This is a genomic window from Neisseria sp. P0008.S002 (genome assembly GCF_051962805.1).
In the GTDB taxonomy this organism is placed as follows: domain Bacteria; phylum Pseudomonadota; class Gammaproteobacteria; order Burkholderiales; family Neisseriaceae; genus Neisseria; species Neisseria perflava.
Map to the genome: position 1 here is coordinate 42,062 of NZ_JBQCUY010000001.1, position 12,157 is coordinate 54,218.

Below are 12,157 nucleotides of genomic sequence, written 5' to 3' on the forward strand. Positions count from 1 at the left end.
TCATTTATCAGCAAGGAAACCATCATGAGCAACCATCATAAACTCATCATCCTCGGCTCCGGCCCTGCCGGCTATACTGCCGCCGTGTATGCTGCCCGTGCCAACCTCAACCCTGTAATCATTACCGGCGTTGAGCAAGGCGGACAACTGATGACCACCACCGAAGTGGACAACTGGCCTGCCGATGCCGAAGGCGTACAAGGTCCGGAACTGATGGCTCGTTTCCAAGCTCATGCCGAACGCTTCGGTACTGAAATGATTTTTGACCAAATCCACACCGTTGATTTGCAAAACCGTCCGTTTACCCTCAAAGGCGATATGGGCGAATACACTTGCGATGCACTCATCGTTGCCACCGGCGCATCCGCCAAATATTTAGGTTTGCCAAGCGAAGAAACCTTTGCCGGAAAAGGCGTTTCCGCCTGTGCGACTTGCGATGGTTTCTTCTACAAAAAACAAGATGTTGCCGTAGTCGGCGGTGGCAATACCGCTGTGGGAGAAGCACTCTACCTTGCCAATATCGCCAACACCGTTACCCTGATTCACCGCCGCGATAGCTTCCGTGCCGAAAAAATCATGGTGGACAAACTGATGCAACGCGTCGAAGAAGGCAAAATCATCCTCAAGCTCAACAGCTCGGTTGATGAAATCTTGGGCGACGAAAGCGGCGTTACCGGTGCACGCCTGAAACACAATGACGGCAGTACTGAAGAAATCGCTGTAAAAGGCGTTTTCATCGCCATCGGCCACAAACCCAACACCGATATCTTCAAAGGTCAACTCGATATGGATGAAACCGGCTACCTGAAAACCAAAGGCGGTACCGGTGACAATGTCGGCGCAACCAATATCGAAGGCGTATGGGCGGCAGGCGACGTCAAAGACCATACCTACCGTCAAGCCATCACCAGCGCCGCTTCCGGCTGCCAAGCCGCGCTTGATGCCGAACGTTGGCTCGACCGCCACGGTGTATAAACCTCTAAGCTACGCCCTATTCTTTAAAACATAATCAAAAGGCCGTCTGAAATTTCAGACGGCCTATAATCTATCTGCCACACTAAATATTCATTTTAAAAGCAAATTTATATCAAATAAGTACTTTTGCTTTATAATAACGACAAATACCCAACAAACAGGGAACGAACATGAAAAAAACACTAATGACACTTATCCTTTGCGCACTGACTCCTGCCGCCCTGGCTGCCGATACTTACGGCTACCTGGCCATGTGGCAAAACCCAGCCAACAGCGATGAAGCGCTGCAAATCAAAACCACCAAAGAAAATGCCACCCAACTGGATGCGACAGCCGAACTCGAAACATTCTGCAAAGGCCAAGATGCCTTAGCCGGCATCGGTGCAGGCCAAGCAACAGGCTGCAAAACGGTTGTCCCTCTGCACAACACCTGTATCGCTGTTGCCTATCCTAAAGCCATGGGCAAATTGACTGCTCAAAACGTGGTAGCCATTACCTCCCCACGTTTCAAAACCGTGCATCAAATTGCCTTGAACCAATGTATCAAAAAATACGGCTCACAAGGACAATGTGCTTTAGAAACAGTCTATTGCACTTCCGAAACCTACTATCAAGGTACAGTCAAAACCCTTTGGGAAAAAATCAAATCCATTTAAGGCCGTCTGAAAATAAAACCGGCTTGCCCGATATTCTCCATATCACGGCAAGCCGGTTTTTTATTCTGGCTTTTATTTGCTGTTTTTTTCCAACAATTTGGCCACAACGCCTTCAGCCTGTTTCACCAAATCAGGGTTGGTTCGGAAGTGGTTTTCATCATTTAAAGAGTAGCTGACAGTAGAAACCGCATACTTCGTGCTTCGCAACACAAATACGCCTTTACGCAAGATTTCGTCATTGCCTTTGGTTTTGTAACGCAGATTATACGGGCAAGAAGAATCATACAGTTTGCCACGGTTGTCTGCGGTTACAATCGTGCTGCCAATGCCGCGTTTTGCCAAAGCTTTGGACAAAGCCTTGTCCAAATCATGCGGACGCACTTTTGCATTCTGAATGATGCAGACATGTTTGATGCTGGTCAGCTCTTCAGGTTTCAATACTCTTTGTTCCGTAGTAGAACACGCGCCCAGCAACAATACGGCTGAAGCCGCTGCTAAAATCATGGTTTTCATCTGTTTTCCTTTTTAAAATTTTCAAACAATAAATATTCAGACGGCCTTTACAAAAAGGCCGTCTGAAAAAATCAACGTACGTTTTTCATCAAACGTTGTTTCTCACGCTTCCAATCCGCTTCTTTCAGGCTTTGGCGTTTGTCATGCTGTTTCTTACCCTTGGCCAAACCGATTTCCACTTTGATTCTACCACGTGTGTAATGCAGGTTTAAGGGCACAATCGTATAACCGGCACGTTCGGTTTTACCGATTAACTTGTTGATTTCCGATTGTTTCAACAACAACTTACGCGGACGGACAGGGTCGGGTTTGACGTGTGTCGAGGCAGTGGGCAATGCGGTAATGTGGCAGCCCACCAAATAGAATGCGTCTTTTTTCCAGTAGATATAGCTTTCTTTTAATTGCACGCGTGCAGCGCGGATGGCTTTGACTTCCCATCCCTCCAATACTATACCGGCTTCGATTTGGTCTTCGATAAAGAAATCGTGAAAGGCTTTTTTATTATTGGCAATACTCATTGTGCTGATTCTTTACAAACTTTTCAGACGGCCTATTTTATCAGGCATGCTTAAAAAATAAAACGGCAAACGGTTTTGAAACGTTTATTCGCTTAAAACATGGCGGCGGTAAAAACGGTCGATATCAGCAATCGCTTTTTCATCTTCAGGGCGCAAATCCAGTTTCAAATCGGCAAGGCGGATTAAGATTTGGTCTTCACGCTCGGCAACGGCGCAGCTGACCTCGCCTTCGCTACGAAAATGACGGATAAGCTCGTCTAACTGGTTTAAAGCATTTTGATAAGATGAATTTTGATTCATAATTTTTAACTCGAACGCCCATAAAAAATGGCGGGAAACCCCGCCATGATTTTACGGCTTACGCCGCGCATTTGATTAAGCAGCTTGAATGTTAGCAGCTTGTTTGCCTTTAGGGCCGGTGGTTACGTCGAAAGATACGCGTTGACCTTCTTTCAGGGTTTTGAAACCATCCATGTTGATCGCTGAGAAGTGAGCGAACAAATCTTCGCCACCTTCATCAGGAGTGATGAAACCAAAACCTTTAGCGTCGTTAAACCATTTTACGATACCGGTTGCCATTAGAAACTTCCTATACTTAAAAATTAACAAAATCAGCAAAACAAGGCATACAGCAAACTAAAACGTTCAGCGTTTCTCCCACGTATCACATACGCGGTCGAGTGCCAACTTCTGCTTAACCGTCTTTTTACATTTGTTAAGACAAAACGTCAAGCTATGTTTTCAAAAAAGTGGGAAAATAGAAAAAAATTGCCGAAATACAACAGAAAACTGTTTACACTCTAAAACAGGCCGTCTGAAAACTGAAACCTAAGCTTATGAACCATCCGAATACCGACCACCAATCCGATACCCTGCTCAGCGATATCAACACACAGCCGCCGAAACGTTACGGCGTATTTTTATTGAACGACGATTACACCACCATGGAATTTGTCGTCGAAATCCTGACCGAAGTCTTTATGCTTACACAGGAACAGGCAGTGGCCGTCATGTTGCTGGTGCACCACGAAGGCAAAGGCCTGTGCGGCACCTACACGCGCGATATTGCGCAGACCAAGCAACATCAGGTCATGGAACGTGCCAAAGCTGAAGGGCATCCGCTCAAATGTATAGTCGAAGAGGTTTAAATCATGCTTTCACCCGAATTGGAACACATCCTGCAACTGCTCTACCGTGAAGCACGCAACGCCCGTTATGAGTTTATCAGCTTGGAACACCTGCTTTTGGTGTTGATAGAAGAAGATGCGGCTGTGCCGAACGTCTTGAAACTGTGTGGTGCGGATTTGAAAGTCCTGTCCGAGCAGCTTGCGGCCAGCGTTGCAGAAAATACACCGCAAATTCCCGATCATCTTCTGGATACGGTCGAAACCCAGCCGACATTGGGCTTCCAACGCGTCATCCAACGGGCAATGGTGCATACCCAGTCTGCCGGCAAAGCCGCAGTAGAGCCTTTGGATATTTTGGTTGCCATGATGAGCGAATCTGAAAGCCATGCCGTTTATTTCCTCAAATTGCAATCCATTACACGCTTTGAAGTCTTGCGTTGCATTGCCCATGGCTCGCCTGATGACGAAGACTGCAATGATTCAGACGGCCTGGGACGCGAGGGCGAAGAAGCGGAACAGAAAACCGGCTCTCTTTCCGACTACACCGTCAACCTCAACGCCGAAGTCAAAGCCGGCCGTATCGACCCTTTGATTGGTCGCAAACACGAAATGGAAAGGCTGGTACAAATCCTGTGCCGCCGCCGCAAAAACAATCCGCTTTTGGTCGGCGAGGCTGGTGTGGGCAAAACCGCGCTGGCGGAAGGCTTAGCACACCAAATCGTCAACGGCGATATTCCCGACGTGCTGAAAGAAGCCGAAGTATACGCACTGGATATGGGTTCGCTTTTGGCGGGCACGAAATACCGCGGCGACTTTGAAGCACGGGTCAAATCCGTCTTGAAACAGCTCGAAAAAATCCCGCACGCCATTTTATTCATCGACGAAATCCACACCATCATCGGCGCGGGCAGCACCAGCGGTGGCACAATGGATGCGTCTAACCTGCTCAAACCTGCGCTGGCAAAAGGCTCGCTGCGCTGCATCGGTGCGACCACTTATGACGAATACCGTACCATTTTCGACAAAGACCACGCCTTAAGCCGCCGTTTCCAAAAAATTGACGTGGTCGAGCCTACCATTTCCGAAACCGTACAAATCCTGCGCGGCTTGAAACCGATGTTTGAAGATTTCCACCAAGTCCGCTATACGCAAGGCGCACTTGAAGCCGCAGCCGAACTTTCCGCCCGCTACATCAACGAACGTTTCCTGCCCGACAAAGCCATCGACGTAATGGATGAAGCAGGCGCGGCGCAACGGATTTTGCCCAAATCCAAACAGAAAAAAGTCATCGGCAAAGCGCAAATCGAAACCGTCATCGCCAAAGTTGCGCGGATTCCCGAAAAAACCGTGTCGCACGACGACAAACAAGTGTTGCAATTCCTCGGCCGTGATTTGAAAAACATGGTTTACGGTCAGGAAAACGCCATTGACGCGCTGGTTGCCGCCGTCAAAATGTCGCGCTCTGGCCTCGCCCTGCCCGACAAACCGATAGGCAGTTTCCTCTTCTCCGGCCCAACCGGCGTCGGCAAAACCGAAGTCGCCAAACAGCTTGCCTACTCGATGGGCGTACCGCTGCAACGCTTTGATATGTCCGAATACATGGAACGCCACGCCGTATCGCGCCTCATCGGCGCACCACCAGGCTACGTCGGCTTTGAACAAGGCGGCCTTTTGACCGAAGCCGTCAACAAGCAGCCGCATTGCGTGTTGCTCTTGGACGAAATCGAAAAAGCCCACCCCGACATTTTCAACGTCCTCCTGCAAGTCATGGACGCAGGCAAACTGACCGACAACAACGGCAAGAGTGCCGACTTCCGCAACGTCATCCTGATTATGACCACCAACGCAGGCGCGGAAAGCCTCAGCCGACCCAACCTCGGCTTTACCGCCAAACGCGAGCGCGGCGACGAAATGCAGGCAATCAACAAACTCTTCACGCCCGAGTTCCGCAACCGCTTGGACGCGATTATCCCATTTGCGCCCTTGTCCGAACCCATTATCGTCAAAGTCGTGGACAAATTCCTGCTCCAGCTCGAACACCAGCTCCTCGACAAAAAAGTCGAAGCCGAATTCACACCGGCATTGCGCAAATATCTGGCGGAAAAAGGTTTCGACCCGCAAATGGGCGCACGCCCGATGAACCGCCTGATCCAGGAAAAAATCCGCAAACCGCTCGCCGACGAACTTCTGTTCGGCAAACTCACCGAAGGTGGCTTTGTGCTGATAGACTGGGATGCAGCAAAAGAAAAAGCCGTGTTGAAGTTTAAGAAAAGCAAGGTCAAACCTGAAACAGAAACTGTTTAACCGACTGAAAAATAAAAGGCCGTCTGAAATTTCAGACGGCCTTTTTATCCCAATCAAAAATCTGATTTACAAAACAGATTTAACAGTGGCAACCACATTGTCTACGGTAAAGCCGAATTCTTTGAACAGCAAATCAGCAGGTGCAGACTCGCCGAAGCGGTTGATACCGACCACGGCGCCGTTCAAACCGACGTATTTATACCAACCGTCGGCATGTCCGGCTTCTATGGCTACGCGTGGCAAACCTTCCGGCAGAACAGCGGCTTTATAGGCGGCATCTTGACGGTCGAATACATTGGTAGAAGGCATGGAAACAACGCGTACGGCAATACCTTGTTCTGCCAATACTTTTTGCGCTTCCAGAGCCAATTCAACTTCAGAACCGGTAGCAATTACAACAGCTTGTGCATTGCCTTGAGCTTCACTGATGACGTAGCCACCGCGTTTGATGTCGTTCAGCTGTTGTTCATCACGCGCTTGGAATTTCAGGTTTTGACGGCTGAAAATCAAGCTGGACGGATGATCGGCAGCTTTAACGGCTTCAGCCCACGCCACCAAAGATTCAACGGTATCGCATGGACGCCATACATCCATATTTGGAATTAGGCGCAGAGTGGCAGTTTGCTCGATAGGTTGGTGGGTAGGACCATCTTCGCCCAAACCAATGGAATCGTGAGTGAACACAAATACAGGGTTGATTTTCATCAGCGACGCCATACGCAAAGCATTACGCTCGTATTCGCTGAACATCAGGAAAGTCGCGCCGAATGGTTTAACACCGCCATGCAGGGTAAGGCCGTTCATGATTGCGCCCATGCCGAACTCGCGAACGCCGTAGTGAATATAGTTGCCGCCGTGTTCGCGGGTAACGGAAACGCTGTTTGACCAGTCAGTCAGGTTGGACGGGGTCAAGTCTGCAGAACCGCCCACCAATTCAGGCAGCTCTTTTGCCAAGATTTCGATGCTGTTTTGGCTGGCTTTACGGGTGGCGATGGTTTCTGCTTTGGCGCACACTTCTTTCAATGCGGCTTGAACGTAAGCATCGAAGTTTTCAGGCAGTTTTTTATCCATGCGACGCACAAATTCTGCGGCTTCGGCAGGATATTTGGCTTGATATTGAGCGAAGAGTTCGTTCCATTCGGCCTCAAGTTTCGCGCCTTTTTCTTTTGCATCCCATGCAGCATAGATCTCTTGAGGGATTTCAAACGCAGGATAAGCCCAACCCAAATGTTTGCGCGTGGCTTCGATCTCGTCCGCACCCAAAGGCGCACCGTGGGTTTTGTGGCTGCCTTCTTTGTTAGCACTGCCTTTACCGATTAAGGTTTTGCAGCAAATCAGGGAAGGTTTGCCGGTTTCGGCGCGGGCGGCTTCAATGGCCGTCTGAATGGCATCGGTATCATGACCGTTTACATTTGGAATCACCTGCCAGCCGTAGCTTTCAAAACGTTGCGGGATGTTTTCGGTAAACCAACCGTCCACTTTACCGTCAATGGAAATATTGTTGTCATCATATAAAACAATCAGTTTGCCCAAACCTAAAGTGCCGGCAAGCGAGCAGGCTTCGTGCGATACGCCTTCCATCATACAACCGTCGCCCATGAAGACGTAGGTGTGGTGGTCAACGATGTTCAAACCGTCTTTATTAAATTCGGCAGCCAAGATTTTTTCGGCTAAAGCCATGCCCACTGCGTTGGCAATACCTTGTCCCAATGGACCGGTCGTGGTTTCCACGCCGTCGGTGTAGCCATATTCAGGATGGCCGGGGGTTTTACTGTGCAGTTGGCGGAAATTTTTCAGATCATCAATAGAAACGTTGTAGCCGGTCAGGTGCAACAGGCTGTAAAGAATCATGGAAGCATGACCATTGGAGAGGACAAAACGGTCGCGGTTGTAGAATTTCGGGTTGGCCGGATTATGATTGAGGAACTTCGTCCACAACACTTCTGCCATTTCCGCCATACCCATAGGCGCACCCGGGTGGCCTGAGTTGGCTTTTTGTACGGCATCGACTGAGAGGAAACGGATTGCGTTTGCCAGTTGAGACATGGTTTGACCTTCCTTGGACAAGATTGGAAATATGAAAAAAGGTGTACCGATTATCGCCTGAATCAGCCGTGCTTTCAAGGATAGCTTTTGATATTCGCTTTGTCAGACGGCCTGTTTCCACTCGGTTACCCGAAACGGACGGGACAGATGATATTAACTGTTATTTCGTTTTGAAACAGTGCTTTATATATTTTTATCGTGTAAATAGCAAATCACTATAAGTTTGCACACATGCCGAACCATAAACCTTTGAATACTGCCCTTTTCAGACGGCCCTACATCAAACGGCCGCAAGGAATCCATCGTTAATACGAAGTCCCTCTTTTGCTTTGAATAGAGTCAAATGTTATGATTTGTATGCACGCGAAAGGCCGTCTGAAAATATCCACATCAAACTACTACCATGACAACAGGCTTGTGTGCACTTCATCAAGGAACACTGAAATGTCACCAGAAAACCAAGCTGAAAATACCACACCCTCAACAGAAAAAACAGCAAAAGCCACTCCGCCCAAACCTTCCAAACCTAAATCCAGCGTGATTCAAATCCATCCTGAAGGCGAACGCATCCATCCTAAAAAGGCGGAAGGACGCTTTGCCAAACTGCGTATCGCCGCAGTATTGGCGACCCAGTTTGTATTTTACGTTATTCCATGGTTCAACTGGAGCGGCCGTCAGGCGGTTTTATTCAATATCCCTGACCGTCATTTCTTCATTTTCGGACTGTCGCTGGGTATGGGCGATTTGATTTACCTTGCCTTACTGCTGATGATTTGCGCATTCGGATTGTTTTGGTGGACAACCATTGCCGGTCGTTTGTGGTGCGGCTATTCATGCCCGCAAACGGTTTACACCGAAATTATGCTGTGGATTGACAACTTGGTCGAAGGCGATAGAAACAAACGCCTAAAACTGGAAAAATCGCCTTGGAACTTTACTAAAATTCGCATTAAGGCCACCAAATACCTGCTGATTTTCCTTGTCTGCGCATGGACAGGTATCACTTTTGCAGGCTGGTTTATCCCGATCCGCCAATTTGTTCCCGATTTATTCACCGGAGCAGCAGGCGGCGGCGCAATGTTTGCCGCAGCATTTTACGGATTCATGACTTTCTTCTTCGCCCACATCATGCGCGAAAAAGTGTGTCTGCATATGTGTCCGTATGCACGTTTCCAAAGTGCAATGTTTGACAAAGACACGCTGATTATTTCTTACGATACCGAACGCGGCGAACCGCGCGGCGCACGCAAGAAAACCGCCAACAAAGAAGACAGCGGCTTGGGCGACTGCATCAACTGCACCATGTGCGTGCAAGTCTGCCCCGTCGGTATCGACATCCGCGACGGTTTGCAATACCAATGTATCGGCTGCGCGGCGTGTATCGATGCCTGCGACGAAATCATGGACAAAATGGGCTACGAGCGCGGCTTGATCCGTTATACAACCGAAGGCGCGTTGGAACACGAATACCCTGAAAGCGACATCAAAAAACGCTTGAAACGTCCGCGCGTAGCTGGTTATGGCGCAGTACTCCTGGTGGTCATCATCGCCTTCCTGGTCGGCATTTCCACCCGAAAAATGGTCGAAGTCGATATCCTGAAAGACCGTGGTGTCATGGTTCGCGAAAACAGCCAAGGCTGGTTGGAAAATGCCTATAACCTGCGTATTATCAACAATAGTGAAAACGAACAACTGATGACCGCAACCGTCAAAGGCTTTGACGAAATCGCGCTGACCGGCCTGCCTGAAAACGGTATTAAAATTGCGCCGCGGGAAACCGTTACCATCCCAGTACAGGTATCTACCATTCCCGAATACGCCGACAAAGGCAGCCATCCGATTGAATTTACCTTTATCTATCGCGAGACCGGCTCTGCCGACTCCAAACCGACTACTTTAGAAGAAAAAGCAACCTTTATCGGAGAATAAACGGTGTCCCCACAACCCAAAATCAAACCTTGGTACAAACATATTTGGCCCTGGGTGCTGATGGCAGGCCCCATCTTCGTCGTTATCGCCAGCGTTTCCATGTTCTTCGTCGCAAAAGAACACACGACAGACTTGGTGTCTGACGATTACTACAAAGACGGCAAACACATCGAAATCCAACTTCACCGTGATGAAGAAGCCGTTAAACGGCAAATTCAAGTGCAGGTCTTAATCAGTCCGGATATGAATGCCGCCAAAGTATTCGTCAGCGGACAATTCGATACCAAACAGCCATTAAACCTATTGTTGATGCACCCGACGCGCAAAGCCGATGACCAAACCGTCAAGCTGCGCGCCGTAACAGCCGAACCACAAAACGGCCGCATGGAATACGAAGCCGTCTTTAAACCTTTACGCCCAACCAATCATTGGTACTTACGCGTTGAAGATGCCTCAGGCGTATGGCGTGTTGAAAACAAATGGATAGTCAGCCAAGGCAATGCAGTCAATCTGACGCCTATGGACAAATTGTTCGACAACGGCAAACAAGCCGCTTCAACAGAACAATAAATCCCGACCCAGGCCGTCTGAAACCTTTCAGACGGCCTGAAATCTTCATACCCTCTTATATTCCCTTCCAAATATGATTTTTTCCGATTGGCGCAGACTGACCGAAAATGAAGTCCGTATGGCAAAACAAGTTTTTGCGGACAGCATAGACTTCCACCACATCAAAATATATCGCGGCATTCCACTTATACCCAACGCCAATACCGCCATTGCGCCCAATGGAAACATATACTTTCCTCGTAAACACTGCCCTGATGATTTCACTCAAGCCGGCATCGCCTACAAAATCTGGCTGATTCATGAGCTGACACATGTCTGGCAACACCAGCGCGGTCACAAAGTTTGGCTTTCCGGCCTATTCATCATGCTCAAAGGCGGATACAGAAAACGCAAAGCTTACGCCTACCCTATCCCCTTACCCCACATCAACCAATTAAATATCGAACAGCAGGCAGACCTTATTGCTCACTATTTCGCAGCTACTTTTCTACCCAAAAACATTTACACCCCGCAACAGCCTATTTTTCAGACGGCCTTAGCAGATTTTCTTCACAACCCACACGACAAAAATCTATGCCCAAGATACTTGTCGGCAAAAAAACAACACTTCAAAAAGCAGAGTGAACAAATAAGCTATAATGAACAACCCGACACATCATCCAAAAGATCCCAAACCATGCCTTGGAACATACCTATTTTACTTACCTGGATGCGCGTCCTATTAATCCCCGTGTTCACCATCCTATTCTATTTACCGAACACATGGATTCAACCACAAACCGTCAACTGGACAGCCGCTATCATCTTTGCACTTGCAGCTATTACAGACTGGTTCGACGGCTTTTTAGCACGCCGCTGGAAACAAACCTCCGACTTCGGTGCATTCCTCGACCCCGTTGCCGACAAGCTCATGGTTGCCGTTGCCCTGCTCCTGCTCGTCAGCCTTGGCAGAACATATGCCATCTTCGCCATGATTATTATCGGCCGGGAAATCACCATTTCCGCCTTGCGCGAATGGATGGCACAAATGGGCAAACGCGGCAGCGTTGCAGTGGCCACTATCGGCAAATTCAAAACCACCGCCCAAATGATCGCCATCTTCCTTTTGCTTATCGGCACAGACAAATATAACGATCCTTTCTATCTCATTGGTAACATATTGATGTTTATAGCATCTGTATTGACCATCTGGTCCATGTGCTACTACCTGAAAATGGCATGGAAAGAATTCAAATAAATTTTTAAAAAAAATAAAAACAAAATACTTGACGCACGCGATTAAATCCATAATAATTGCGTCTTCTTCGATATACGAAGCAACAAACTATCAGAGCGGGAATAGCTCAGTTGGTAGAGCGCAACCTTGCCAAGGTTGAGGTCGCGAGTTCGAGACTCGTTTCCCGCTCCATTCTGATTACTTGTTGATTGTTCTTTTTCAATATGCGGGAATAGCTCAGTTGGTAGAGCGCAACCTTGCCAAGGTTGAGGTCGCGAGTTCGAGACTCGTTTCCCGCTCCAG

Annotated in this window: 12 protein-coding genes and 2 tRNA genes; 9 read left to right on the forward strand and 5 right to left on the reverse strand. The window is 48.5% G+C overall.

Annotation, left to right across the window (positions count from 1 at the left end):
• Positions 1-24 precede the first annotated feature (24 nt).
• Positions 25-975 carry a thioredoxin-disulfide reductase gene (gene trxB, locus ACTHSA_RS00210; protein WP_004520795.1) on the forward strand — a complete coding sequence of 317 codons (951 nt, stop codon included), beginning with the start codon at positions 25-27 and terminating at the stop codon, positions 973-975.
• Between the two features lie 170 nt (positions 976-1,145).
• Positions 1,146-1,631, forward strand: a complete 486-nt coding sequence (locus ACTHSA_RS00215; protein ID WP_004520796.1) for a DUF4189 domain-containing protein — start codon at positions 1,146-1,148, stop codon at positions 1,629-1,631.
• Positions 1,632-1,703: 72 nt separating this feature from the next.
• On the opposite strand, the gene ACTHSA_RS00220 is transcribed toward ACTHSA_RS00215, so the two are convergent.
• The 4 genes from ACTHSA_RS00220 to ACTHSA_RS00235 form a co-directional block, all read right to left on the reverse strand.
• On the reverse strand, positions 1,704-2,144 hold the full coding sequence (locus tag ACTHSA_RS00220; RefSeq protein ID WP_004520797.1) for a hypothetical protein: 441 nt from the start codon (positions 2,142-2,144) through the stop codon (positions 1,704-1,706).
• Positions 2,145-2,215: 71 nt separating this feature from the next.
• Entirely contained in the window at positions 2,216-2,662 is a 447-nt protein-coding gene (smpB, locus tag ACTHSA_RS00225; protein WP_003679566.1) for an SsrA-binding protein SmpB, read from the reverse strand.
• Positions 2,663-2,746: 84 nt separating this feature from the next.
• Positions 2,747-2,962 (reverse strand): hypothetical protein, encoded by a 216-nt coding sequence (locus ACTHSA_RS00230; protein ID WP_003679564.1) that lies wholly within the window; start codon positions 2,960-2,962, stop codon positions 2,747-2,749.
• Positions 2,963-3,037: 75 nt separating this feature from the next.
• Positions 3,038-3,241: a cold-shock protein gene (locus tag ACTHSA_RS00235; RefSeq protein WP_003682902.1), complete on the reverse strand. Its 204-nt coding sequence runs from the start codon at positions 3,239-3,241 to the stop codon at positions 3,038-3,040.
• 257 nt (positions 3,242-3,498) lie between these two features.
• Here ACTHSA_RS00235 and clpS point away from each other — a divergent pair, with 257 nt between their 5' ends.
• Together clpS and clpA are read left to right on the forward strand one after the other, a co-directional pair.
• The gene (gene clpS, locus ACTHSA_RS00240) at positions 3,499-3,810 is read left to right on the forward strand and encodes an ATP-dependent Clp protease adapter ClpS (RefSeq protein ID WP_004520799.1); all 312 of its coding nucleotides are present in this window, start codon (positions 3,499-3,501) and stop codon (positions 3,808-3,810) included.
• A gap of 3 nt (positions 3,811-3,813) precedes the next feature.
• Complete coding sequence (gene clpA, locus ACTHSA_RS00245) at positions 3,814-6,093, forward strand: ATP-dependent Clp protease ATP-binding subunit ClpA (protein ID WP_004520800.1); 2,280 nt, start codon at positions 3,814-3,816, stop codon at positions 6,091-6,093.
• A 66-nt stretch (positions 6,094-6,159) separates the two neighbouring features.
• On the opposite strand, the gene tkt is transcribed toward clpA, so the two are convergent.
• Positions 6,160-8,139: a transketolase gene (gene tkt, locus ACTHSA_RS00250; RefSeq protein WP_039862482.1), complete on the reverse strand. Its 1,980-nt coding sequence runs from the start codon at positions 8,137-8,139 to the stop codon at positions 6,160-6,162.
• 444 nt (positions 8,140-8,583) lie between these two features.
• Here tkt and ccoG point away from each other — a divergent pair, with 444 nt between their 5' ends.
• The 5 genes from ccoG (at position 8,584) to ACTHSA_RS00275 (ending at position 12,156) form a co-directional block, all read left to right on the forward strand.
• On the forward strand, positions 8,584-10,068 hold the full coding sequence (gene ccoG, locus ACTHSA_RS00255) for a cytochrome c oxidase accessory protein CcoG (protein WP_004520803.1): 1,485 nt from the start codon (positions 8,584-8,586) through the stop codon (positions 10,066-10,068).
• Between the two features lie 3 nt (positions 10,069-10,071).
• Positions 10,072-10,638 (forward strand): FixH family protein, encoded by a 567-nt coding sequence (locus tag ACTHSA_RS00260; RefSeq protein ID WP_039862483.1) that lies wholly within the window; start codon positions 10,072-10,074, stop codon positions 10,636-10,638.
• 676 nt (positions 10,639-11,314) lie between these two features.
• Complete coding sequence (pgsA, locus tag ACTHSA_RS00265; protein ID WP_003679552.1) at positions 11,315-11,875, forward strand: CDP-diacylglycerol--glycerol-3-phosphate 3-phosphatidyltransferase; 561 nt, start codon at positions 11,315-11,317, stop codon at positions 11,873-11,875.
• Positions 11,876-11,970: 95 nt separating this feature from the next.
• Positions 11,971-12,046 (forward strand) — tRNA-Gly (locus ACTHSA_RS00270).
• 34 nt (positions 12,047-12,080) lie between these two features.
• Positions 12,081-12,156: transfer RNA gene (locus ACTHSA_RS00275), tRNA-Gly, on the forward strand.
• The last annotated feature ends 1 nt before the right edge of the window (position 12,157 follow it).

Coding starts and splice junctions, on each gene's coding strand:
- clpS (WP_004520799.1), top strand. CDS start 3,499: ATGAACCATCCGAATACCGACCACCAATCCGATACCCTGCTCAGCGAT.
- ACTHSA_RS00235 (WP_003682902.1), bottom strand. CDS start 3,241: ATGGCAACCGGTATCGTAAAATGGTTTAACGACGCTAAAGGTTTTGGT.
- smpB (WP_003679566.1), bottom strand. CDS start 2,662: ATGAGTATTGCCAATAATAAAAAAGCCTTTCACGATTTCTTTATCGAA.
- trxB (WP_004520795.1), top strand. CDS start 25: ATGAGCAACCATCATAAACTCATCATCCTCGGCTCCGGCCCTGCCGGC.
- ACTHSA_RS00230 (WP_003679564.1), bottom strand. CDS start 2,962: ATGAATCAAAATTCATCTTATCAAAATGCTTTAAACCAGTTAGACGAG.
- pgsA (WP_003679552.1), top strand. CDS start 11,315: ATGCCTTGGAACATACCTATTTTACTTACCTGGATGCGCGTCCTATTA.
- ccoG (WP_004520803.1), top strand. CDS start 8,584: ATGTCACCAGAAAACCAAGCTGAAAATACCACACCCTCAACAGAAAAA.
- clpA (WP_004520800.1), top strand. CDS start 3,814: ATGCTTTCACCCGAATTGGAACACATCCTGCAACTGCTCTACCGTGAA.
- tkt (WP_039862482.1), bottom strand. CDS start 8,139: ATGTCTCAACTGGCAAACGCAATCCGTTTCCTCTCAGTCGATGCCGTA.
- ACTHSA_RS00215 (WP_004520796.1), top strand. CDS start 1,146: ATGAAAAAAACACTAATGACACTTATCCTTTGCGCACTGACTCCTGCC.
- ACTHSA_RS00220 (WP_004520797.1), bottom strand. CDS start 2,144: ATGAAAACCATGATTTTAGCAGCGGCTTCAGCCGTATTGTTGCTGGGC.